The sequence below is a fragment of the Aliiroseovarius sp. Z3 genome (assembly GCF_029105185.1).
Taxonomy (GTDB): domain Bacteria; phylum Pseudomonadota; class Alphaproteobacteria; order Rhodobacterales; family Rhodobacteraceae; genus Aliiroseovarius.
The window spans coordinates 20,970-43,372 of the sequence record NZ_JAFMZK010000008.1 but is presented as its reverse complement, the minus strand read 5'-3'; the positions used below and the strand labels follow the sequence as shown (position 1 = coordinate 43,372).

The window sequence follows — 22,403 nt, the reverse complement described above, 5'->3', positions numbered from 1 at the left end:
TTATCTCCAGGTTTTCTTATAGGCACCGGCAGTTGCCGCCTGCCCTTCGGTCAGCTGCGCCAGCATGCCTTCGGGCATCGGACGCCCGGCGGCCTGTGCTTCGACGGCGGCGCGGAAATTGCGCACAACTTGCGCCACGTAGGACCGCGAGCGCTGCCGCCCTTCGATCTTCAGCGCGGTCACACCGGCCTTGGCCAGTTGCGGGATCAGCTTTTCAGCATTCAGGCTGACAGGATCTTCGAACAGATGCCCGGTCGCATCCCCCGCGCTGAAACAGCCCTTGCACAGCGTGGGATAAGGCGCAGGTTCGTCGGCCCCGACCTTGTGAATGGTAAACCCGCCCAGCTTGGCCGACAACGCGCCGTGATCGTCGTGATATTCCACATGGCTTGCGGGCGAACAGACGCCGTTCATATTGGGAGACAACCCGGTGGCATAGGATGACAGCGAACACCGCCCTTCCGCCATCACGCACAGGCCGCCGAACACGAACACCTCGGTCTCAACCTCGGTTTCGGCGTTGATCGCGGCGATCTCGGGCACGGACAGCACCCGCGGCAGGACCACGCGTTTCACGCCAAATTCGCTGGCATAGAAGTTCAGCATATCCGCATTCGCCGCGGCCGCTTGCACCGACAGGTGCCGCCGCAGGCCGGGATGGTGCTTGGCGGCATAAGCCAGCAGGCCAAGATCGGCCAGAATAACCGCATCGGCGCCGGAGGCTTCCGCATCCGCCACAGCGCGGTGCCAGATCGCCTCGCCCCCCGCGCGGGGATAGGTGTTGATCGCCACCAGCACTTTCGCGCCGTGGTCATGGGCAAATTTCACACCCTCGCGCATTTCATCCCGGTCGAAGTTCAGGCCGGGAAAGTTGCGCGCATTGGTTTCGTCGGCAAAACCGCAATAGACGGTGTGCGCCCCCGCTTTCACAGCCGCGCGCAGCGATGCGGGCGTCCCGGCGGGGCAAACGATTTCCATTACCAAAGGGGGTCCTCCTCGTGGCGTGACAGGGCCACGCCGGTTCGGGTTTCTGCAAGTTGGATCAGCCGCCTGATCTGTGCCCCAAAGGGACCAGACATCGCCGCGGCCTCGGCGGCCAGATCAAGTTCGGCGTCGTCGATCGCGTTGCGCAGGGCCAGAACGGCGGCGGTGTCCCCTTCGATCACCAGATCGCGCGAGAAAAACAGCGCATCGCCATCATAAGCCCCGTGCACCATGCCCAAGAGACCGGACAAAGGCCCGGCAATCCGTGCGTCCCCCTGCATCGGCTTGCGCGACAGGCGCAGGCGGGGATTGCCCGCGCGCGGCTCTAACAGAAGCGTCACCGGCAGGTCGGTGGGGTCCAGTACGAAGCGCGCCGCGCCATAGTCCCCCAGCCGCTTGAACATCGACGGGTGGCGCAGGGCCATGCGACGGGCGAACGCCCCAAGCGCCAGCGCGACGGGGGTCAGCGGCACCCCGCGCAGGGCAAGCGCCGGAAGGCGTGGGAAAACAGGCAGTTGAACGGCGTGATCATGCATGGCGCACCTCTTGAACGCGGGCAAACAAGCGTTTCCGCCCCACCGTTCTAACAATCTGGGCGCTGCGCAACTTGACCTTGGTCAATTGCCGCACCGGGTGTTGGTGATAGCCGGAAACGATCCAAAAACAGGAGCCGACCATTCGCACCCTGCCCCCCTTTCCCACCCTGCGCGCGTATCTTGACTGGGCCGCGGCGCGGGATGACCTGACCGCCCTGCCCGACCCGGTATCGGTGCGCCACCAGATGACCGCCGTGCATCGCGCGGTGTTGGAACGGGGCGGGCCGGTCTTGCGCTTTGACACCCCTGTGCTGGATGACGGGCGCAGGTCCGATGTGCCGGTCATTGTGAACCTGTTCGGCACGCCCGAACGCGTAGCCGCAGGGTTGGGCATCACGCCCGACAAGCTGGACGAGATGGGCGCGTTTCTGGCCGCCCTGCGCGCACCCACACCGCCCGACGGGATGCGCGATGCACTGTCGCGCTGGCCGATGCTGAAAGCCGCCCTTGCCACCCGCCCCAAGATCATGCGCCGCGCCCCCGTGCAGGCCGAAGTTCGCACGGATGTGGACCTATCGACCCTGCCGATCCAGACCCATTGGCCGGGGGATGCAGGCCCGCTGATCACATGGCCTGTGGTTTTGACCCGACCTTTCGGCAGCGACGCGGGCGAGGTGACCCGTTACAACGCGGGCGTCTATCGCGCGCAGGTCATTGACCGGGACCGGATCATCATGCGTTGGCTGGCCCACCGCGGCGGGGCAGCCCATCACCGGTCTTGGGCCGCGCAGGGTGAACCCATGCCCGTGGCGATTGCCTTGGGGGCCGACCCGGCAACGCTTCTGTCCGCCGCCCTTCCCCTGCCTGAAACCGTATCCGAACTTGGCTTTGCCGGTGTCTTTTCCGGCGCGCGGCCACGGCTTGTCCCTGCCAAGACCGTCCCCCTGATGGTGCCCGCCGACGCTGAAATGGTGATCGAAGGTTGGGTTCATCCCACCGAAACCGCACCCGAAGGCCCGTTCGGCGACCACACCGGATATTACAACCAGGTCGATCCCTTCCCGGTGATGCAGGTCAGCGGGCTGACCCACCGCAAAGACCCGATCTATCTGTCCACCTATACCGGGCGCCCGCCCGACGAGCCCGCGATCATTGGCGAGGTGTTCAACCGTCTTGCCCTGCCCCTGATCCGCGCACAGATCCCGGAAATCCGCGACCTGTGGCTGCCGCCTGCCGCCGCGTCCTATCGCATGGCGGTGATTTCAATCGACAAACGCTATCCGGGTCAGGCCCGGCGGGTGATGATGGCACTGTGGGGGATGTTGCCGCAATTCAGCTATACCAAGATGATCGTGGTGGTGGATGATGACATCGACCCGCGCAACTGGGATGACATCGCGTGGGCCATGGCCACGCGGATGGACCCGTCGCGCGACGTGACGATATTGGAAAGGACACCGATGGATTACCTTGATTTCGCCTCGCCCGAACCGGGGCTGGCTGGAAAGATCGGCATCGACGCCACCAACAAGATCGGCGCGGAAACCAACCGCGAATGGGGCGAGGTCATGCAGACCAACCCCGAAGACGCCGCCTTCGCCGCCGACCTTCTTGCGCGCCATTTGCCGGGCCTGGGCGGATGAGCCGCGTCATCCTTGGCATCGCAGGTGCATCCGGCGGCGCCCTTGGCCTTGCCACCGCGCGGCATCTGTCCGCCATCGGGGCCGAGGTCGATCTGGTGATCAGCGCCGCCGCCGAACGCACCTTGGCCGAGGAATGCGGCGCGGACGCGTTGGACCGGATCACCGCGCTGGCCACCCGCGTTCACGAACGTGGCAATATCGGCGCGGCCATCGCGTCCGGCTCCGCCCCGGTCGATGGCATGATCGTCGCCCCCTGTTCCATGCGCAGCCTGGCCGCCATCGCAAACGGGCTGGACGACAACCTGCTGACGCGCGCCGCTGGGGTGCAACTGAAAGAACGTCGCCCGTTGATCCTGCTGACGCGCGAGGCGCCGCTGACGCTGGCCCATCTGCGCAACATGACGCAAGCCACGGAAATGGGCGCCATCATCCTGCCGCCGGTGCCGGCCTTCTACATGCTGCCGGACAGTCTGGATCAGGTGGTGGATCAGATCGCCGCGCGCGCCGTTGACCTTCTGCGCATCGCGCCGCCGATTGCGCTGGATTGGAAGGGCTAGACCCCCGCCCATTCATAGGTTTCAAACGCGGCGTTCGACGAACAACTGCCGCAACCGGTCTTGATCGCGCAGCCGCCGCAGGTGTCCGCCACATCCCGCCGCCGGATCACGCCCTTGCGTTGCCAATGGTCCAGCATGCCGCGGATGGCGTCGGGTTGCATGCGGAACTTGTGCGACAGGTCAAGCAGGCTGGCCTGCCCATGGCTGCGCACATAGTTCCGAATGTCCAGAAGAACGGCCATATCACTCAGCCCCCACGGCAAAGGGCGTTGGGCGATTGCCCAGCCACCGAAGAAACAGGAACACCGCCGCCAGCGCGGCCAGGATCGACACGATCCAGATGGTCGAGCTGTCCGGGTGCCGGTCAAACCGCGCGATCTGGTAAAACATCACCGCCGCGCCATAGGCCAGACCCATCGTCCAGGTGCTGGCAAACAGCGCCCATTGCCAGCCGGTTTCGCGCCAGATTGCCCCGATGGCGGCCACGCAGGGCATGTAAAGCAGGATCAGCAGCAGATAGGCAAACGCCCCCGCCTGCCCGTCATAGAGCGCCGCCATCGTCCCGAAGGTCGAGCGCGCGACCTCTTGCTCCTGCGCCGCCACATCGGGGTTTGACACGTCGCCGATGTCCAGCCCCAGCGGGTCCGGGGCCATACCCACTGCATCGCGCAGGTTGGGCAGGATGGTGGCCGATGCCTCCCGCACCCCCGCCAGCAGTGAATAGGGTGTGCCATCCTCCAGCTCGGGCGTCGCGTAAAGCGTGTTCAGCGTGCCGACCACGGCCTCTTTCGCCAGAATGCCGGTGAAGATACCAACCGTGGCGGGCCAGTTGTCTTCCTCGATCCCCAAGGGCGCAAACGCGGGGGTCAGGCTGCGCCCGATTTCCGATAGGACCGAGGCTTCGCTGTCCTCGTTCCCGAAACTGCCATCGGTGCCCCACGAATTCAGGAAGGCCAGCACAGCGACCATCAGGACGATGACCTGCCCGGCCTCGGTCAGAAAATCGCGCATCCGATGCCAAGTGCGCCGGGCCAACCCGTTTATCGTCGGCAAGTGATAGGGCGGCAGCTCCATCACAAAAGGTGTCGGCTCGCCCTTCAGGATCGTCAGCTTCAGCATCAAACCGGTGCCGACCGCCGCAAGCAGCCCCAGAAGATAGAGCGCGAACACGAGGTTCTGCCCGCCCACCGGAAAGAACGCGGCGGCAAACAGCGCATAGACCGGCAGCCGCGCCCCGCAGGACATGAAGGGCGCCATCATCACGGTCAACGTGCGGTCGCGCGCGCTGTCCAGCGTCCGCGTCGCCATGATCGCGGGCACATTGCAGCCAAAGGCCACGATCAGCGGCACGAAACTTTTGCCCGGCAGGCCGATCATCCGCATGAACCGGTCCATGACAAACGCCGCGCGGGCCATATAGCCGCTGTCTTCCAGCACCGAGAGCGCGAAGAACAGGCAGGCAACGATGGGAATGAAGGTCGCCACGGTCTGAATACCGCCGCCCACCCCATCGGCCATGATCGTGGTCAGCCATCCGGGTGCGCTGATCACCCCCAGAAGTGCCGCGGTGCCATCCACAAAGATGGTCCCCGCCAAAATGTCGAAAAAGTCGATGAACGCGCCGCCGAAATTGATGGTGAACATGAACATCAGATACATCGTGGCCAGAAAGACCGGGATGCCAAGCGCACGGTTCAGGATCACGCGGTCAAGGCGGTCTGACAAGGTGCGCGCGACTTCCGTGGCGCGGCTGAGCGACAGGCCCACAAGGTTGGCCACCGCGTCATACCGCGCGCAAGCAATCGCGGTGTCGGCGTCCAAACCCGTCTCGACCTCAAGCGTTTCGCGTTCGGTCTGCGCCAGCTCGGCGACAGTGGGATCGGTCATCGCCGGGCAAAGTTCGTCACCCTCCAGATGTTTGATCGCCAGCCAGCGCGGATTGCCTTGCGTGATCTTGCCCGCAAGTGCCGTTTCCAAGCGCGTCAACGCAGCTTCGGTCGCATCGTCGAGTTTCGGGGCAAATGTCGGCACATCGTCCGCCACCCGCATCAGGTCTTTCAACTCGGTCAGGCCGCGTGCCTCGGACGCCACGATCTCGACCACCGGGCAGCCCAGTTCGCGCGACAAGGCGTCAGTATCGATCACCAGCCGCCGGGCGCGCGCCACATCCATCATGTTCAGCGCGACCACCACAGGCACGCCCATCTCGACCAGTTGCACGGTCAGATAGAGGTTGCGTTCCAGGTTCGAGGCATCGACCACATTGACCACAAGATCAGGCCGCTCGGACAGGATGAAATCGCGCGCAATGCGTTCGTCCAGCGACGCGGCCCCGCCCGCGACCGACAGCGAATAGACGCCCGGCAGGTCCACCAGCGTGATCGCGGTGCCATGGTGATGCAGATCGCCCAGCTTCTTTTCGACCGTGACGCCCGGCCAGTTGCCCACCTGCTGATGCCGCCCGGTCAGGGCGTTGAACAGGGTCGTCTTGCCGCAATTCGGGTTGCCGGCAATCGCAACGACGCGTGTCATGACACGAACGGGGGGGTGATGCGAGCGACGTTGATCGCCTCGGCTTCATGCTTGCGCAGGCTCAGGGCATAGCCCCGGACGCGGATTTCCACCGGGTCACCCAACGGGGCCAGACGGCTGACCGAAAACTCGGCCCCCAGCGTCAGGCCCATCGACAACAGCTTGCGGCGATAGCTGGGCGAGCCGCTGAGAAATCCCGTGACCGTGGCACGGTCGCCTATCTTCAGGTCTTTAAGCTTCAGCATCGTCTGCAATCCCTTGGGTGAGTCGGGTTCTATCCCGACTGAATTACACAGGTATATGCCGCGCCAAGATTCCCCCGACCTTGATCTTAGTCAATTGCTCGGGATTACCTTATTGAGCCGCCAGCGGAACGCGCGCGACCTCGCACTGGCTCCACAACTCTTCCAGCGCACCCAGAAGGTGTTCGATATCGGCATCCGAATGGACAGGTGACGGGGTGATCCGCAGCCGCTCCGTGCCCTTGGGCACGGTGGGATAATTGATCGGCTGGATATAAACGCCATAGTCCCGCATCAGCGTGTCCGAGATGAACTTGCATTTCACCGGATCGCCCACCATCACCGGGATGATGTGGGACGGGTTGTCGATATGCGGGATGCCCATCGCGTCCAGCCCCGCGCGCACGCGGGCGACACGCTCTTTCTGTCGGTCACGTTCCACGTTCGATTGCTTCAGATGCTGAACCGAGGCGCGCGCACCCGCCGCCACGGCGGGCGGCAAGGCGGTGGTGAAAATGAACCCGCTGGCAAAACTTCGCACGAAATCGCACAGCTCGGCCGAGGCCGCGATATAGCCGCCCATCACGCCAAAAGCCTTGCCCAGCGTGCCTTCGATCACCGTCAGGCGATCCATCAGCCCTTCGCGTTCGGCCACCCCGGCCCCGCGCGGGCCGTAAAGGCCGACCGCGTGCACCTCGTCCAGATAGGTCATCGCGTTATATTTGTCGGCCAGATCGCAGATTTCCTTGATCGGCGCGATGTCGCCATCCATCGAATAGACGCTTTCGAAGGCGATCAGCTTCGGCGCATCGGGATCGGCGGCGGCCAGCTTGGCCTCAAGATCCTCAAGATCGTTATGTTTCCAGATCACCCGCGCGGCTTTCGAATGGCGAATACCTTCGATCATCGAGGCATGGTTCAGCGCATCCGAGAACACGATGCAACCGGGGATTTGCGACGCCAGCGTGCCAAGCGCGGCCCAGTTCGACACATAGCCCGAGGTAAACAGAAGCGCCGCTTCCTTCTCGTGCAGGTCGGCCAGTTCACCCTCAAGCAGCACATGGTCATGGGTGGTGCCGGAAATGTTGCGCGTGCCACCGGCCCCCGCGCCGACCGTGTCGATCGCGTTGTGCATCGCGGCCAGAACCGCCGGGTGCTGGCCCATGCCAAGATAGTCATTCGAACACCAGATCGTCACCTCGCCCGTGCCGTCCTTGGCGGTGTGACGCGCCTTCGGATAGGCCCCGCGCTTGCGTTGCAAATCGGCGAACACGCGATAGTTTCCATCTTCGCGCAGCGCATCAAGACGGGTCTTGAAGTAATCTTGATAATTCATGGGAAGCCCCTTGGGTGAGTTATCCGTTGCGTCATTGAACCGGATCGGGGGCAAGGCTGACATGATGTTTGTCAAGTCAGGGGCAGAAATACGGATCAAGGTTTTGAAAGATAAGAGGGACCAACCGCCCGCCACCCTTGCAGGTGGCTCCGGCCTCGAAACGCATCAGATGCGTCCGGGCGGTTGGCCCAAGGGTTCGTAAACCCGAACGTGATCGGTTGCGCCGCCGGCCTCACCCAAGAACAGAGGCGACATGATCACAGAGGCCGTATTCGCAGAACAGGACGAGGATGTGGGATCAACCTCGCTGGGTGGGCCTTGGACGACTTGTGTCACATCTTCGCCCCGCCGCACTTAACCAACGTCAAGCCGCCGAAGATTTCATGTGTGGCGGCATCGGGGGTGGCGGGGGTGGCGCCGGACGGGCCACGCGCGGCCCGGTCAGCGCAGGCACCATTCCGACAAGGAACAGCACGAACGCCCCAATCCACGCGGCCCCCGCCAGCAGGACCAAGAAGTCATACCAGCGATACAAAAGGTCCGCCGCCAGCCAACGCGTCAAGGCAGACAGGATCATCAGCCCATACCCCACGGCCACGCAGCGTGGCACGATGGGCGCGCGGCCGGTATGGCCCAGGCTGGCGCGGCTCATCACGGCCAATGTCATGCCACCGATGCCGCCCAGCCCCAGAACATGCAGCGCACCGACCTCGTCGCCAAAGCCCCAGCCTGCCAACGCCCAGAGCGCAAAGCCGATCACCATCAAGCCCTGCGCGGCAAACAGCGACCACAAAAGCGGATCGCGCAGCGCCCAATGCGGGCGCCACCCGATGATTCGCAGCCCGTGGATCACCGCCAGCGCCAGCGCCACGACCGGCGCCAGCATCGGGATCAGAATGCTCCACGGCAGGGCGATAGCGGTCAGCACGGCCAGCCGGTCAAGGCGCGGGGTCTGTTGGGGCAATGCCTCGGGCGGCTGGCCCGCGCGGTTCATCGCGTTGCGAATGAAGCCCGGCGTGACCCGCCCGCCCAACACCACGATCAACCCGCACAGCGCCATCAGCCCAACACGCAACCCCGCGTTGGCGGTGTCCGTTGTGACACCCGCCCATTCCAGATGCACCAGCAGGTTGGCGACCAACAGGGTGACGAGAAACACCAGAAAGATCCCGTGTTGCGGATTCAGGCGTTTGCGCAGCTGGTTTGCGATACGCAGGACCAGCGCGGCCAAAAAGACCAGATCGACCAACGCCACCACGACGGGCGGTAAGGCAGCCGAGAGCCATAGCGCCACCCGCCCCGCCAGCCAAAGCGCCGCCAGAACCCCGATGATCGTGCCGCGCCCGCTGGCCACCGCCGTCAGGAAAAACCCGGCCACCGCCGCGCCCGCATAGCCGAACACCATTTCATGCGCGTGCCACAGATGCGGCGCCATCGCCAGATCCGACAGACCAGTCGTGCCACCCGACGCCTGCGCGCCCAGCCACAGCTCCCACATCAGGCCGGACAGGATGGCCCAGATCGCTGCGCCCAGAAAGAAGGCGCGAAAGCCTTCACTGAAAATTCGTTTGAACAGGTCCGACATGACAAGCCCCCTTGGTGGCACATGTTCGGCAGCTTACGGGCTGCGACCGTCTGTCGAATGACCAAAGTCAAGTCCTGCGCATGTGAAGCAATAATTTGACCACCCCTGCGCGCCTTGTATCAGGCGTCGTCTTCTGCCTGATCAATCAGGCCACGCATCCATTTCCCTGAAATCCATGCAAAGGGCACGCCAAGGATGATGCCGCCGACAATCGACTCGATCGGTGTCAGGGCGCGCAATCCCACCGCCTGCAACACCAGAAACAGGAAGAACAGGTTGACCGCCGCCGCCCCGGCGGCCAGCGGATACAACACGAGCGCAACGGCCCAGACCGGCCACCGGCCGGATTTTCCTTCGGGCACCGACATCACTTGCGGAAGATGGATTTTTGCACGGCCACCAGCGCCAGGATCAGCGCAATCGCCGCCCCCAGCAGCCACAAGGTCGCCCCGCCAACGGCATGCGAATGTCCGTCAATCACCGCTTCACGCAGCGGTGTCTTGTCATGGTGGGCAAGGGCGGGTGAGGCCACGATCCCGGCCAGAGCGGCCAGATAGAGCGTTTTCATGTCAAAACTCCAGTCATGTTCATAAAGGACCATAAGACAGTTTCAGTTCGGGCAGCTTGACCATGATCAAGCGCCCCTACATCGCGAAGGGCAGCGCATAGAGCAGCGCAGCCAGACCAAGGAAGCCGACCAGAAACGCGGTGAATCCGCCGCGAAAGCTGGGCGCGGTGCGCAGGCCAAGATAGTCGGACAGAATCACGAAGGATTTCAGGCCCGACAAGGCCAGAACGGTCAGCACGAAGACCGGCCCGGCCTCGGGCAACACACCCGCAAAGACGGTGGTCGCCATGCTGAAGGCGATCAGAAGAACAAGCGCGCGGGTCAGGACAGCGTTCGACATCAGTGCACCAGATAGATGATGGGGAACAGCAAGACCCAGACCAGATCGACCATGTGCCAAAAGGCGGCCCCGGCCTCCACGTTTCGGTGCGTTCCCCAGCGCATCAGCAGCGCAAAGATGATCAGCCCGGCCACCACATGCAGCGCGTGAAACCCGGTCAGCAGGTAATAGAAGGTGAAAAAGTCACTGGTCTCGATGCTGATCCCATGGCGTGCCTTTTCGGCATATTCATACCATTTGACGATCAGGAAAACGATGCCGAACCCCATCGCCGCCAGCAGCCACAGGCGCATCGCACGCAGTGACCGACCCACCGCGTTTACCGCACGCGCCGCGCAATAGCCGCTGGTGACAAGCACGATGGTGTTGGCCGCCCCGGCCACGCGGTTCAGCGCCGCCTGATCCGCGGCAAACCCTGCCGGGTCCATCGCGCGCATACCCAGAAACGCCAAAAGCCCCGCGCCGAAGACCAGAAGCTCGGACACGATCAAGACCCAGATCATCAGATCGCCGGGCAGCTCATCCAGAACCGAGGTTTGATCCGTCATGCGCCACCGGTAATCTGGCGATAGATTTCAGGCAGTGCGGAGGTCAGTCGCGTGGGGTCGGGCACGATGGAAAAGCCGTCCGCGCCAAAGATGCGATGCACCCATCCCTGCCCTTTCTGGTCCACCACCACGCCATGCACGGCGTGGCCCTTGCGACGCGCCTCGCGCACCGCCATGCGGCTGTCTTCGATCCCGTGGCGACCCTCGTAGTGATCCAGATCATTGGGCTTGCCGTCGGTGATCACCAGCAGCAGGCGGCGGGTGTTCGGGCGGTCGTCAAGCTCGGACGACGCATGGCGGATCGCCGCGCCCAACCGGGTATAGAACGCGGGCGTCAGCCCACCGATCCGTGCCTCGACCCGTGGACCCATCTTCTCGTCAAAGCCTTTGCATTCCTGCACGAAGACCCGGCCCCGTTTTAAGGACGAAAACGTGTGGACCGCGAGATCATCGCCACAGGCATCTAGCCCCCAGGCCAGCGCGGTCAGCGCCTCTTTTTCCACGTCAATCACTTGCCGGTCGCCAATGGCGGATTCCGTGGATCGCGACACATCCATCAGGACCGAGATCGCCAGATCGCGTTCCATCACCCGCGCGGCGCGATAGACCCTGTCGCTGGACCGGCCCGTTGCGCGCAGTTCGACCTGCGCGGCAATCGCGGCTTCCAGATCCAGCTCATCCCCGTCCAACTGGCGCGGCAGGATCACGCGTTTCGGGCGCAACGCCTCGAACTGTCGTTTCACGGCGCGAATGCGGCGGTTGGTGGCGGGGTCATGCTCGATCGCTTCGACCTCGTCCGCGATGCTGGACAAAACCCGCGCGTGATCGGGGATATAGCTGTTCGTGCGGTGATCCCATTCGGGATACAGATGCTTGCCCGACAGGCGCTCGCACTCGGCATCCTCGGGCGACAGATCAAGGTGGAACTTCAGCCGCGTGGCGGTCTTTTTCGACACCTGCCCCAGCGCCAGCTCGTCCTGATCCTCGGCGGCGCGGCGGGCATTGTCTTCGTCGTCATCTTCGATCCGCCGGTTCATGTTCAGGCTTTCGACCCAGGAAAAAATCGCTTCGAACTTGTGCAGGATCAGGCTGTCGCGCCGTTCGACCTGATCGCTTTCGGATCGGCGGGCGGCCTTGGTGCCCTCGGTCTCGTCGCCGGGGCCGCTGCCTTGTTCCTCGTCCCCTTCGCCCAGCCGGTCGACCGGCATCCGGGCGGCCATCGGGCGCAGGTCGGGCCACATCGGCACCGGGCGGAACGGGCGATAACCGCGCGGCGCCACAAGATGCGACAGGTCGGCGTCGGGCGACCGGATCAGCGCCACGAACTCGCGCGCCATCTTGCGCGCCGGCTCCGGGCCGCCCAGCAGATGATCAATCGCCGCTTCCAAAGCAGCCTCGACGCTGGGCAGTTTTGCCTCGGGGCGCGAGGCGCGGCAGGCGCCCACCAATGTCTCGTAAAACCCGCGCAGACCGGGACAGTCCGCCAGCGTGGCCTGCGTCATGGCGATCGAGGCGCGCAACGCCCGAAGGTCGGCGCGCAGCGGATCGGCATCGGCCACCGCGTCGGGCGCATGGGCCACCGACGCGACCAGCCAGAAATACAGCGCCGCATTGGCTTCGCGGGCCGGAAATTCTGCGATGGTTTCGGGCAGGCGCAGCGCCTCGCCGTCAAAACTGGGGCGGGCTTGCGTTTCGCGCCATGTGCCCAGCGACCGACGCAGCGACAGCCGGTGATGCGAGGCGGCGGCGCTGGCCTGCTTGATCTCGGTCGCGTGCGACCCGCCAAGGCCGCGGAAAAACACCCCCAGCCGGCCTTCGACATCGGTCAGGCTGACGGCGTTTTCATCGTGTTGGCCGGGCGCGTCCAGACGGCTGGCATATTTGTGCCAGATCTTGCCAACGGTTTCTTCCGGCTCGAAAGGGTCAAAAATTCGTTCGGACATGGGGAACCTCGGGTGTCAGGTTTGCGTCCTGTGTAAGAGAATCCGCGACCGACCCATAAGCCGGTCGCGGGGGTGGCATCAGCCATAGATCGCGGTGACCAGATCCATCAACCCTTGCTTGACATCGTCGTCATCCGACAAGGGTTCGATCATCGCGGTGCGGATCGCCCGGTCAACGGGCATCCCGTCGCGGGTCAGCGTGGCACAATAGATCACCAGACGGGTCGAAACACCCTCTTCCAGATCCTGACCTTTCAAGCCACGCAATTTGTTTGCCAACCGGACAAGGGACGTTGCCCGGCTGGCATCCAACCCGCTTTCACGCGTCACAATATCAACTTCCCGGTCGTGGGAGGGGAAATCGAAGTCGATTGAAAGGAAACGCTGGCGGGTTGAGGGTTTGAGGGTTTTCAGGATGTTCTGATACCCCGGATTGTAACTTGCCACGAGCATGAAGCCCGGGGCGGCCTCGATCTCTTCCCCGGTCTTGTCCAGGGGCAGGATGCGGCGATCATCGGTCAAGGGGTGTAGAACGACGGTCACGTCTTTGCGCGCCTCGACCACCTCGTCCAGATAGCAGATGGCCCCTTCCCGCACGGCGCGGGTCAGCGGTCCATCAACCCAGACCGTTTCCCCGCCTTTCAGCAGGTAACGACCCACAAGGTCGGCGGCGGACAGGTCATCATGACAGGCGACAGTATAAAGGGGGCGACCCAAACGGGCGGCCATATGGGCGACGAAGCGGGTCTTACCACATCCGGTCGGACCTTTCAGCAGCAGTGGAAGGCCATGGCGTTCGGCGGCTTCAAAAACATCGCATTCGTCAGAAACGGGTGAGTAGAAGGGGGCCGAAACCCCCTCCGTCTTTTTATCAACAGCGGCCATATCAGGCACCTTCGCTTTCATATTGGTCGGTCCGCTCAATGATCTCGCGACGCGGAACCAGTTGACCATAGATGAACAGGATCGCACCGATCACCACGGCAAGACCAGCGGCCCAACGCATGATGAAGAACAGGTGCACACCTTCCTGAATGTCCATGAAGTTTTCGCCCAGCACACGTTGCATGTGGGTCTGAACCGTCCCGGCAAAGGTCAGGACGAAGGTCATGAACGACATCCCGCCGGTCATCAGCCAGAAGCTCGCCATGTTCAGAACCTGGTTATACGGATCGCGTCCGCGCAGGATCGGCATGGCATAGGTAATGATCGCCAAGTTCACCGACACATAGGCGCCGAAGAAGGCCAGGTGACCGTGGGCCGCGGTGATCTGCGTGCCGTGGGTGTAATAGTTCACACCGTGCAGCGTGTGCAGGAAGCCCCAGACGCCCGCGCCAAAGAAGGCAACGGTTGCGGCACCCAGCGCCCACAGAAGGGCCGCCTTGTTCGGGTGGTCACGTTTGCCTTTCCACACCATGACGAAGCTGAAGCTCATCATCGCGAAGAAGGGGATCACCTCAAGCGTCGAGAAGATGGACCCGACCCACTGCCAATAGCTCGGCAGACCGATCCAGTAATAGTGGTGCCCGGTGCCAAGGATGCCCGAGAACAGGGCGGTGGCGACGATGATATAGAGCCATTTTTCAATGATCTCACGGTCGACGCCCGTCAGCTTCAGAAGCAGGAAGGCCAGAATTGATGCCATCACCAGTTCCCATGTGCCTTCCACCCACAGGTGCACGATGTACCACCAGAACATTTTGTCCAGCGACAGGTTGGCCGGGTTATAGAAGGCAAACAGGAACAGAAGCGCCAGACCCCACAGGCCCAGAAGCAGCACGTTCGTGATCGCCGTCTTGCGGCCCTTCAAAACCGTCATCGACACGTTGAACAGGAAGATCAGCGCAGCGACAACGATGCCGACCTTGACCCAGACAGGCTGTTCAATGAACTCGCGCCCTTCCATGCCCAACAGCCAGTTGCCGTGGAACAGGTCGAACGTATAGGTCAAAACCGCGCCCGCGGTGCCCAGAAGCAGAATGCCAAGCTGGACATAGGCCAGCGTCGGCGAATGCATCTCGCGCTCGGCCTCTTCCGGAACAAGGAAGTAGGCCGCACCGAAGAAGCCCAGCAGCAGCCAGACGATCAGCGCATTGGTGTGCAACATGCGCACGATGTTGAACGGCATCAGCTCGGACAGGAAGTTCGGGGCGACATAGATCCACCCGGCCCACAGACCACCCAGCACCTGCACGGCGAAAACCGCCATCGCTGCCAGGAAGTACCAATAGGCAATTTTTTGTGTTTGGTATTTCATTTCACGTCTCCTCTTCCGGCCTTAGCCCGCCTCGTTGGGGGGCCAGCCCTGCGCGTCGATGGTGTTCACCCACAGGAAGAAGTCTGCAAGTTCACGGATCTGTTCGTCGCTCAGGTTGAATTGCGGCATCTGGCGCCGCCCCTCGATGCCGCTGGGCTGTGCTTCCATCCACCCTTTCAGCACCTCGAAAGCTGCTTCAGGATCGTCGGCGACACCCCACCGGGTCATCACGTTTTGCAGCTCGGGTGCGAAATACGCCCCCTCGCCCATAATCGTATGGCAGTTGATGCAGGCGTTCTTTTCCCACACATGTTTGCCGCGTGCTACGCTTTCCGTCAGTTCTGCATTTGCCGTCGATTTGGTCACCACGTATCGCACCGAATGCGCCGACAGGATCAAAAAGACCACAATGAAAAACAACGAGCCGCCATAGAACACGTTACGCGCCATGGTCTTGGTCATGACTTCTCGCATATTGGCCTCCAGTTCAGTTATCCAATTTTCTGGATAGACGGGGCCGCGCGCCAGAATCTTGACTATTGTTAAGCAGTTCACTTTTTCCTGACGGTTTTTGGCAGGAAAACAATGCCCAGTGAAACAAGCTGCGCCCGGTTGCTGCCTGTCGGCAAAATTGATTGTTGCGCCGGATTAAGGCATTCTGTTTTCATTCATTTATTTGTTCAGGAGGCAAACCATGCGGCTTTCGACAATCCTGATTGCACTTCTCACCGCAACCACCAGCCACGCCGAGACGATCGACCTGGATGATCCAACGGCCTTTTGCGCCCGGATGGCTCAGGTCTATGACTGGTCGGACGACTCAGAGGCAGTTGCAAACTGCCCCTGCTCATTTACCGGGCTGAAGGATCAAATGACGCCCGAGATATTCGAGATCACGCTCAATTGGCAACTTGACCCCGCCACCCTGCGCAACGGTTTGCCCGAAGGCATGACCATCGCAAATTTCTATGACACGGTGGCGCCGGTTTTTGGCGCGGTGGAGCAAAACTGCGGACCTATGCGCTAAGTCGGTCGAGAGGATCCTTTCAATGTGGACACACAAAGAAGCAACCCGCCGCGTTGCCAAACCGTGCCATTAATTGACGCGTCCTGCGGCGGGTCGCCCTTTGGTGCCACTCCACCCCTCGGGTCAAGCACCCCAAATCCACCCCAAAAGAAAAGCCACCGACCCGTGACAGGAAGCACACGGTCCGGTGGCCCTATGAGGGTCTAAAACACGGGGGTTGTTGCCGATATCCCCGACAACAATTGCCCCGCGCCATCACCACACGCCCACCCCCTTCTCAGATCAACGCGAAACCCATCGAGATGGGCAAATGATCCGTGAACATCTGCACTGCAGCCGTTCGGGATTATCCCTGTAATTGAGAATACGTCTGGCAACTTAAAATCCTTGGCTTCAATAAGATCAAAGCTAGAAGCATCGGTGCCACCGGTCATACCCAACATTGGGTAAAAGTTAACGCGACAGGTGTTTTTCGGCTTCGTCCAGCACGTCTTGCCAATGGCGGAAAAAGATCAGCTGCCCGCTGTCGTCGTAAACGCGATAGTCGATCCAGTCGTGATCCTGCCGAAACTCGTCCAGTGACGCGACCGGAACCTGTGGGTCATGTGTGCCGTTGAAGAACACCACGGGCAGCTTGCCGCGCAGCGCGTTGACCATGGGGGTCCAGTCGCTTTTCTGTTCGCCCAGCACCATGCGCGAAAACGCTTCATGGGCACTGTGATCGTCGGTCAGCGCGGTTTCCGACCCTGTGACAATCGCTTCGAACACCTCGGGGTCTTCAAAGGTTTCGACATCCGCAGGGCAATCGCCATAGACCGCATGGATGAACCCGCGCTTGCCGATTTTACGCGCCAGATAGAACCCGGCTTTCACCATGAACGGTAACAGGTGCGGGGTGTATTTCGCGCCTGCCAGAATGAAACGGTGCCATTTCTCCATCCGCTCGTATTGCTCGCGCCGGGTCATCGGCAGAATGCCCGCCGTGGCGATGATGGCACTGATCCGCGCGGGGTCGATAGAGGCCAGTTTCATCGCATAGAAACTATCTGATCCAAGGCTGATCACCGGGCAACGCGCAACCCCTTCGGCCTGAAGGATCTGCAACGTGTCCTGGGTGGCGAGCGCATCATAATCCTGCGACTTGGCAATCATATCTGACATGCCATAGCCCGCGCGGACCGGCACGATGATGCGAATGCCGCGCCGGGTCGCTTCGGCTTCGGCAGATGCCGGCCAGCGCACCAGCCCATAATCCAGTGGCAGGAACAACAGCGGCACACCTTCGGTCGCCCCCAGCACAAGGTAATCCAACCGCCGTCCGTCCGGCGTTGTCAGTGTCGTGAAGGGCCGTTCCTTCAGGCTGGCGTAGCCACGGCTTAACAGTCGCGGACCGGGATCGGCCTTGATCGTCAGGTTCGACATATCCATCAGCGACAAGGCCAGCCGCACCAGTTCGACCTGCGACCGGGTTTCCGTCTTGGACAGGATCGACTTGATCTGCGCCCTGACCGTGTCGATGGACCGCCCCCGCTGTTCCGCGATATCCTTGACCGAGCAGCATTCGACAAGGCTTTGCACCACATCCGCTTCGGCCGTGGTCAGGTCGAAGGCGCGTTTCAGGATGTCAGAGAACTCTGCCGGGCAGCTGACCTCGGACGAGGCCGCCAGAATATAGCGCTCCCCGGATCCGATTTGCCGCACCTGCAAGCGGACGACGATGAAGTGCCCCTTGCCGCGTGACCTCAGCCGCAGCACGGCGGCGTTTTCCCCCTGCCCATTCAGCAAAGCATGGGCCGTGGTCAGAATACTGTCGATGTCATCCGGGCTAACCAGCATCGAGCCAAGATCGGCCCCGACCTCAAGCCCCAACAGCGCCCGCGCGGCGGGATTTACTGCCACCACCTTGTGACTCGCCCCGAACAGAAACGCCGCCACCTTGTCAAAATGTGCCAGCACCGCGTTCAACTGGGTTTGCGTACTGCTTTGATCCAGCCGGTCCAGAAAGGCACCTGCACGTTCGAAATGGCTTGAGATCGTGGGGTCGTCCAACAGGCGCGGCGCGCTGAAATCCGCCCCTTCGCGCAGGGGCGCAATCGCGGTTTCCCAGACATCCAGCAATGTCTCATACCGCGTTGGATCAAGCGCCACGTCGTAAAGCCGCTCGATCGCCTCTTCCCGTGTTCTTCCTGTCAGACTGTCTTCCTGCGTCTGAGAGGACGTGTTCTTCCGATCCATCGCGTTTGTCCCGGTGATGTCCTCTGTCGGTTAAACCGACCAATGCACGTTAGCGAAAAAGTCGTTTTCCGCCAAGGGTCACACCACAGTTCGGGAAGGATTTGACGCAAAATTAACGGGCCGAGCCAACGGGTTGGCGAAAACGCTTATACCCACAGTTAAATCTGTGGTTAGTCTGTTTTCAACATCGCATTCGCGGCCGAAGGACCAACCATGTCTGAACCACCCCGAGGTTTTCCCGAAGACGAATTTGCCACACGCACCGCCCGCGCGCAGACCCGTATGGCAGATGCGGGGCTGGCCGGACTGCTTTTGATGACGGAACCCGAGGTGCGATATTTCTCGGGCTTTCACACGCTGTTCTGGCAAAGCCCGACGCGCCCTTGGTTCCTGTTCGTGCCAGCCACCGGCAAGCCAATCGCGATCATTCCCGAAATCGGCGCGGCCCTGATGCGCACCACATGGATCGACGACATCCGCACTTGGTCCGCCCCAGCGCCCGCCGATGACGGGATCAGCCTGTTGATCGATCTGCTGACCCCGTTTGCCCGCGGCAGCGCGTCAATTGGCGTGATGAAGGGGCACGAGACGATGCTGCGTATGCCCCTTGGCGATTACGAACGGCTTTTGGCCGCACTTCCCGGTTTGCACATCTCCGACGCCACCGGGATCATCCGCAGCCTTCGGATGGTGAAATCCGAACGCGAGATCAAAAAGATCGCCCATATCTGCGCAATCGGATCGCGCACCTTCGCCAAGGTTCCCGACCTCGCGCACGAGGGTCTGCCCATGGAAGCCCTTTTCAGGGCGTTCCGTCGCGAAGCGTTGGCGCAAGGGGCCGATGATGTGCCCTATCTGGTCGGTGGTGCGGATCAGGGCGGGTATCACGATGTGATCTCGCCCCCATCACCCCGACCCTTGTCGCGCGGCGATATCCTGATGCTGGACACCGGCGCCACATTGGATGGGTATTTCTGCGATTTCGACCGCAACTGGGCGGTGGGTCACGCCGATGACCTGTCCCGCCGCGCCTATGATGTGCTGTGGCGCGCAACCGAAGCCGGGATCAACGCCGCGCGCCCCGGCATCACCTGCCGCGATCTGTTCCGCGCGATGCAAAGCGTGATTGCCGAAATGGACGACCAGGGCGGCGATGTAGGCCGGTTGGGGCATGGGCTGGGGATCCAACTGACCGAATGGCCATCCCACGCCGCGTTCGATGACACAGTTTTGCAGGAAAACATGGTCCTGACCTTGGAGCCATCGCTGGGTTATGGTGACGGACGGATCATGGTGCATGAAGAAAACATCGTTGTGCGGGCGGGTGGGGCCGAGCTTCTGACCACCCGCGCCCCGCAAGAGCTTCCGGTGATTTGAATGAAATTGACCTTCGACACGGACCAAGGCATCGGCACCCGCGCCAATCTGGGCGTGATCGTGCTGGAAAACGACGAAACGCTGGAGAACGAATTTCGGCGGATTATGGATCTGCCCGGCGTCGCGCTCTATCACACACGTATCCCGATGGGGCCGGAGATCCGCCCCGACACGCTGCCGCAAATGCTGGCCGACCTGCCCGCCGCCGCGCGGCTGTTGCCCCCTGCCCTGTCCTTTGATGTCATCGGCTATGCCTGCACCTCGGCCACGTCCGTCATCGGACCGGACAAGGTGGCCGCCGCGATCCGGTCGGTCTGCCCCAATGCTGCCGTCACCGACCCGCTAACCGCGATTATCGCGGCGGGGCGGCATCTGGGTGTCACACGGCTGGGTTTCCTGTCGCCCTATGTCGCAGACGTCTCGCAAGCCATGCGCGACCGGCTGACCGACGCCAGGTTCCAGATCGCCAGTTTTGGCTCGTTCGAGGAAAGCAATGACCAGATCGTGTCACGGATCACCCCGCCCTCGATCCTTGCCGCCGCCCGACACGTGGCCGACGCCGCACCTTGCGACGCCATCGTGATTTCATGCACGGCTCTGAGATGTCTTGATGTCATTCCGGCAATCGAGGACGCCACCGGCAAACCCGTCCTTGCCAGCAATCTGGCGCTGGCGTGGCATATGCTTCGACTTGCGGGAATAGACGACCCACGCAAGGGGCTGGGTCGTCTGTTTGATAAGGGCTGACGCCCGCTTCAAGCGCGTGACAGAACACTCGCCGGGCGCGCCTTGGCCAAGGCGGCGGTCAGCATCCCGGCAATGGCAGCTTTCAAGATGTCACCGGGTATGAAGGCTGATACCAGCGCGGTGGCCTCGGGCACCGATTTACCCAGCACCATCGACAAGCCCGCGATCCCAAAGATGTAAAGCACCACGATCCCGCCGATGACCGACGCAACACCTGCGCTGACAGCCAGCGGACCCTTGCGCCACTTCTCGGTGATCAGGCCAGTAACGAAGGCCGCGATTGGGAAGCCCACAAGGAACCCGGCCGTTGGGCTGGTGAACACACCCAGACCGCCGCGACCACCGGCCAGAAGCGGCAGACCCAGCGCCACCAGAAGCAGGAACAGCAGAACCGCCAAGGCCCCGCGTTTCGCGCCCAACACCGTGCCGCACAGCATGATGCCAAGACTTTGTGCGGTGATCGGCACACCGAACGGCAGCGCAATTTGTGGAATTAGCCCCAAGGCCGCAATCAACGCGGCAAACAGGGCAATCAAGGTCACGTTCTTTTCCATGTTTCACTCCTTCATGGCATCGAAACCGCCGCGCGCGCGCAGCGCCTCGGCGATGTGGTCCGCGTCATCCAGCGCAAGGACCGTAAACGGTAAGATAATGCGCCAGCCGGGGCGGCGCGGCGATCGGGCGCGCCACGCGTCGATCAGCTTTGTGCCTTTGGCCAGCAGAACCGGGGTGAAGCGGATCACCAGTGCAATGGCAGTCTCAAGATACGCGGTTTTCAGACCCAGGGCGCGCAGGGGTGTCGCCAGCCAGCGCACCACCGCGATCAGGTCCGACAATTGCGTGGTCATCGTCATCAAGGTTGCCAGCCCAACCGCCGTGATCATTCGCAAAACGATCACCCCTCCCACGTAGGGCGTGCGCGTCACAAGGTGATACAGCACCAGCATCGCAACGAAGGGCCACAGCACGCGCAACGCCCGCAGTCCAGCCCGGAAGAACACCGGACCGGGCAGGCGATACAAGGTCAGCATTCCTGCAAAGGCCCCCGCGTGCACCCAAAGGCTCTGCGCTTTGAACAACAGCACGGTTGCCATGCACAGCGCCGCGAGTTTCAGCCCGACGGGCCAGTCGTGCGCGCGCGTCCTAACGGGAGAGGTCAGAGATATCATCGCTCTCTCCTTGCTGCGTCATGTCCTTGGTGAAGGCGTCCAGCACATCGGCCCCCTGCCCCTTCAGCACACCCCGTTCCAACCACAACACATGGTCATACCCCTTAAGATCGCGCGGGTCGTGCGACACATGCACCAGCGTGCCGTCATAACGGTCCAGATAGCGGGCAAGCTGCATCCGCGTCGGAATATCCAGCCCGGCGAAAGGTTCGTCCAAGATCAGAATGCGTGGCGTCATCGCAAGGATCGACATCAGACAGACCAGTTGTTTCTGGCCTTGCGACAGGCTGTGCACATGGGCATCGCGCCAATGGGCCTTGCCAAATTGGTCCAGCACCGCGCCCGCGCGCGCATCGGGGTCATCCACGCCTTGCTGGCGAAGACCAAAGGCAACCTCCTCGATCACCGTCGGGAAGATGATCTGATGATCGGGGTTCTGAAACAGAATACCCACCAGCGACAGCGCCGCGCGACGATCTTTCGCTGGGTCGATCCCGTCGATTGTGACCGTGCCCGCGCTTGGCGCAACCAGCCCGGCCAAAATGCGCGCAAACGTGGTCTTGCCCGACCCGTTGCGACCAATCACACCGATCCGCCGGGCGCTCAAATCGACCGACACACCAGACAGAATCGCGCGCCCGTCAATCACATGATCGACAGAAGCAAAGCGGATCTGTGCCGTGGCAGTCGTGTCTCTCACGCGGTTACCGGCCCCTTGGTCACTCGGTCACCGGCCTTTTAACGGGGGACGGAATGGAATGCCGCAAGAAAATGCAC

The 22,403-nt window shown here is 62.2% G+C and carries 25 protein-coding genes; 5 read left to right on the top strand and 20 right to left on the bottom strand.

The features are described 5' to 3' along the window. Both J3R80_RS14000 and J3R80_RS13995 read right to left on the bottom strand, forming a co-directional pair. Nucleotides 1-978 carry a peptidase U32 family protein gene (locus J3R80_RS14000; RefSeq protein WP_275394406.1) on the bottom strand — a complete coding sequence of 326 codons (978 nt, stop codon included), beginning with the start codon at nucleotides 976-978 and terminating at the stop codon, nucleotides 1-3. Then, nucleotides 978-1,520, bottom strand: coding sequence for an SCP2 sterol-binding domain-containing protein (locus J3R80_RS13995; protein WP_275394404.1), 543 nt, complete (start codon nucleotides 1,518-1,520; stop codon nucleotides 978-980). The genes J3R80_RS14000 and J3R80_RS13995 overlap by 1 nt, the downstream gene beginning before the upstream one ends. Nucleotides 1,521-1,660: 140 nt before the next feature. Here J3R80_RS13995 and J3R80_RS13990 point away from each other — a divergent pair, with 140 nt between their 5' ends. Both J3R80_RS13990 and J3R80_RS13985 read left to right on the top strand, forming a co-directional pair. Then, complete coding sequence (locus tag J3R80_RS13990; protein WP_275394532.1) at nucleotides 1,661-3,163, top strand: UbiD family decarboxylase; 1,503 nt, start codon at nucleotides 1,661-1,663, stop codon at nucleotides 3,161-3,163. After that, nucleotides 3,160-3,720: a UbiX family flavin prenyltransferase gene (locus J3R80_RS13985; RefSeq protein ID WP_275394403.1), complete on the top strand. Its 561-nt coding sequence runs from the start codon at nucleotides 3,160-3,162 to the stop codon at nucleotides 3,718-3,720. Before J3R80_RS13990 ends, J3R80_RS13985 begins: the two co-directional genes overlap by 4 nt. Here the strand turns inward: J3R80_RS13985 and J3R80_RS13980 are convergent. The 14 genes from J3R80_RS13980 to J3R80_RS13915 all read right to left on the bottom strand — a co-directional run bounded on the left by J3R80_RS13980 (nucleotide 3,717) and on the right by J3R80_RS13915 (nucleotide 15,545). Further along, nucleotides 3,717-3,962, bottom strand: a complete 246-nt coding sequence (locus J3R80_RS13980) for a FeoC-like transcriptional regulator (protein ID WP_275394402.1) — start codon at nucleotides 3,960-3,962, stop codon at nucleotides 3,717-3,719. The two genes, J3R80_RS13985 and J3R80_RS13980, sit on opposite strands and share 4 nt — an antisense overlap. Nucleotide 3,963: 1 nt before the next feature. Further along, nucleotides 3,964-6,252, bottom strand: a complete 2,289-nt coding sequence (feoB, locus tag J3R80_RS13975) for a Fe(2+) transporter permease subunit FeoB (protein WP_275394401.1) — start codon at nucleotides 6,250-6,252, stop codon at nucleotides 3,964-3,966. Continuing rightward, complete coding sequence (locus J3R80_RS13970; protein ID WP_275394400.1) at nucleotides 6,249-6,497, bottom strand: FeoA family protein; 249 nt, start codon at nucleotides 6,495-6,497, stop codon at nucleotides 6,249-6,251. Before J3R80_RS13970 ends, feoB begins: the two co-directional genes overlap by 4 nt. Before the next feature lie 109 nt (nucleotides 6,498-6,606). Then, entirely contained in the window at nucleotides 6,607-7,830 is a 1,224-nt protein-coding gene (gene hemA / locus J3R80_RS13965) for a 5-aminolevulinate synthase (protein ID WP_275394399.1), read from the bottom strand. Between the two features lie 165 nt (nucleotides 7,831-7,995). Beyond that, a complete protein-coding gene (locus tag J3R80_RS13960) occupies nucleotides 7,996-8,166 on the bottom strand; it encodes a hypothetical protein (protein ID WP_275394398.1) in 171 nt (56 codons plus the stop codon). Nucleotides 8,167-8,194: 28 nt separating this feature from the next. Then, on the bottom strand, nucleotides 8,195-9,415 hold the full coding sequence (locus J3R80_RS13955; RefSeq protein WP_275394397.1) for an NnrS family protein: 1,221 nt from the start codon (nucleotides 9,413-9,415) through the stop codon (nucleotides 8,195-8,197). Nucleotides 9,416-9,534: 119 nt separating this feature from the next. Continuing rightward, nucleotides 9,535-9,783 (bottom strand): hypothetical protein, encoded by a 249-nt coding sequence (locus J3R80_RS13950; RefSeq protein ID WP_275394396.1) that lies wholly within the window; start codon nucleotides 9,781-9,783, stop codon nucleotides 9,535-9,537. Continuing rightward, nucleotides 9,783-9,983 (bottom strand): hypothetical protein, encoded by a 201-nt coding sequence (locus J3R80_RS13945; RefSeq protein WP_275394395.1) that lies wholly within the window; start codon nucleotides 9,981-9,983, stop codon nucleotides 9,783-9,785. Before J3R80_RS13945 ends, J3R80_RS13950 begins: the two co-directional genes overlap by 1 nt. Before the next feature lie 76 nt (nucleotides 9,984-10,059). Further along, a complete protein-coding gene (locus J3R80_RS13940; protein ID WP_275394394.1) occupies nucleotides 10,060-10,323 on the bottom strand; it encodes a hypothetical protein in 264 nt (87 codons plus the stop codon). Next, complete coding sequence (locus J3R80_RS13935; protein ID WP_275394393.1) at nucleotides 10,323-10,871, bottom strand: cytochrome c oxidase subunit 3; 549 nt, start codon at nucleotides 10,869-10,871, stop codon at nucleotides 10,323-10,325. The genes J3R80_RS13940 and J3R80_RS13935 overlap by 1 nt, the downstream gene beginning before the upstream one ends. After that, on the bottom strand, nucleotides 10,868-12,814 hold the full coding sequence (locus J3R80_RS13930) for a VWA domain-containing protein (protein ID WP_275394392.1): 1,947 nt from the start codon (nucleotides 12,812-12,814) through the stop codon (nucleotides 10,868-10,870). Before J3R80_RS13930 ends, J3R80_RS13935 begins: the two co-directional genes overlap by 4 nt. Nucleotides 12,815-12,892: 78 nt before the next feature. Beyond that, a complete protein-coding gene (locus J3R80_RS13925; protein WP_275394390.1) occupies nucleotides 12,893-13,699 on the bottom strand; it encodes a CbbQ/NirQ/NorQ/GpvN family protein in 807 nt (268 codons plus the stop codon). 1 nt (nucleotide 13,700) lies between these two features. After that, on the bottom strand, nucleotides 13,701-15,071 hold the full coding sequence (locus tag J3R80_RS13920) for a cbb3-type cytochrome c oxidase subunit I (protein ID WP_275394389.1): 1,371 nt from the start codon (nucleotides 15,069-15,071) through the stop codon (nucleotides 13,701-13,703). Nucleotides 15,072-15,092: 21 nt separating this feature from the next. Then, the gene (locus J3R80_RS13915) at nucleotides 15,093-15,545 is read right to left on the bottom strand and encodes a cytochrome c (protein WP_275394388.1); all 453 of its coding nucleotides are present in this window, start codon (nucleotides 15,543-15,545) and stop codon (nucleotides 15,093-15,095) included. Between the two features lie 220 nt (nucleotides 15,546-15,765). Here J3R80_RS13915 and J3R80_RS13910 point away from each other — a divergent pair, with 220 nt between their 5' ends. After that, nucleotides 15,766-16,098 carry a hypothetical protein gene (locus tag J3R80_RS13910; protein WP_275394387.1) on the top strand — a complete coding sequence of 111 codons (333 nt, stop codon included), beginning with the start codon at nucleotides 15,766-15,768 and terminating at the stop codon, nucleotides 16,096-16,098. Nucleotides 16,099-16,551: 453 nt separating this feature from the next. On the opposite strand, the gene J3R80_RS13905 is transcribed toward J3R80_RS13910, so the two are convergent. After that, nucleotides 16,552-18,333: a LuxR C-terminal-related transcriptional regulator gene (locus J3R80_RS13905; RefSeq protein ID WP_275394386.1), complete on the bottom strand. Its 1,782-nt coding sequence runs from the start codon at nucleotides 18,331-18,333 to the stop codon at nucleotides 16,552-16,554. A 213-nt stretch (nucleotides 18,334-18,546) separates the two neighbouring features. Here J3R80_RS13905 and J3R80_RS13900 point away from each other — a divergent pair, with 213 nt between their 5' ends. Both J3R80_RS13900 and J3R80_RS13895 read left to right on the top strand, forming a co-directional pair. Further along, nucleotides 18,547-19,710, top strand: a complete 1,164-nt coding sequence (locus J3R80_RS13900; protein ID WP_275394385.1) for a Xaa-Pro peptidase family protein — start codon at nucleotides 18,547-18,549, stop codon at nucleotides 19,708-19,710. After that, nucleotides 19,711-20,457, top strand: a complete 747-nt coding sequence (locus J3R80_RS13895) for an Asp/Glu racemase (RefSeq protein WP_275394384.1) — start codon at nucleotides 19,711-19,713, stop codon at nucleotides 20,455-20,457. An 8-nt stretch (nucleotides 20,458-20,465) separates the two neighbouring features. On the opposite strand, the gene J3R80_RS13890 is transcribed toward J3R80_RS13895, so the two are convergent. Genes J3R80_RS13890 through J3R80_RS13880 form a run of 3 tightly spaced genes read right to left on the bottom strand, consistent with a single transcriptional unit; the run spans nucleotide 20,466 to nucleotide 22,326 of the window. Next, entirely contained in the window at nucleotides 20,466-21,011 is a 546-nt protein-coding gene (locus J3R80_RS13890) for a biotin transporter BioY (RefSeq protein WP_275394383.1), read from the bottom strand. 3 nt (nucleotides 21,012-21,014) lie between these two features. Continuing rightward, complete coding sequence (locus J3R80_RS13885) at nucleotides 21,015-21,626, bottom strand: energy-coupling factor transporter transmembrane component T (protein WP_275394382.1); 612 nt, start codon at nucleotides 21,624-21,626, stop codon at nucleotides 21,015-21,017. Further along, on the bottom strand, nucleotides 21,601-22,326 hold the full coding sequence (locus J3R80_RS13880; protein WP_275394381.1) for an ABC transporter ATP-binding protein: 726 nt from the start codon (nucleotides 22,324-22,326) through the stop codon (nucleotides 21,601-21,603). The genes J3R80_RS13885 and J3R80_RS13880 overlap by 26 nt, the downstream gene beginning before the upstream one ends. Nucleotides 22,327-22,403: the final 77 nt, after the last annotated feature.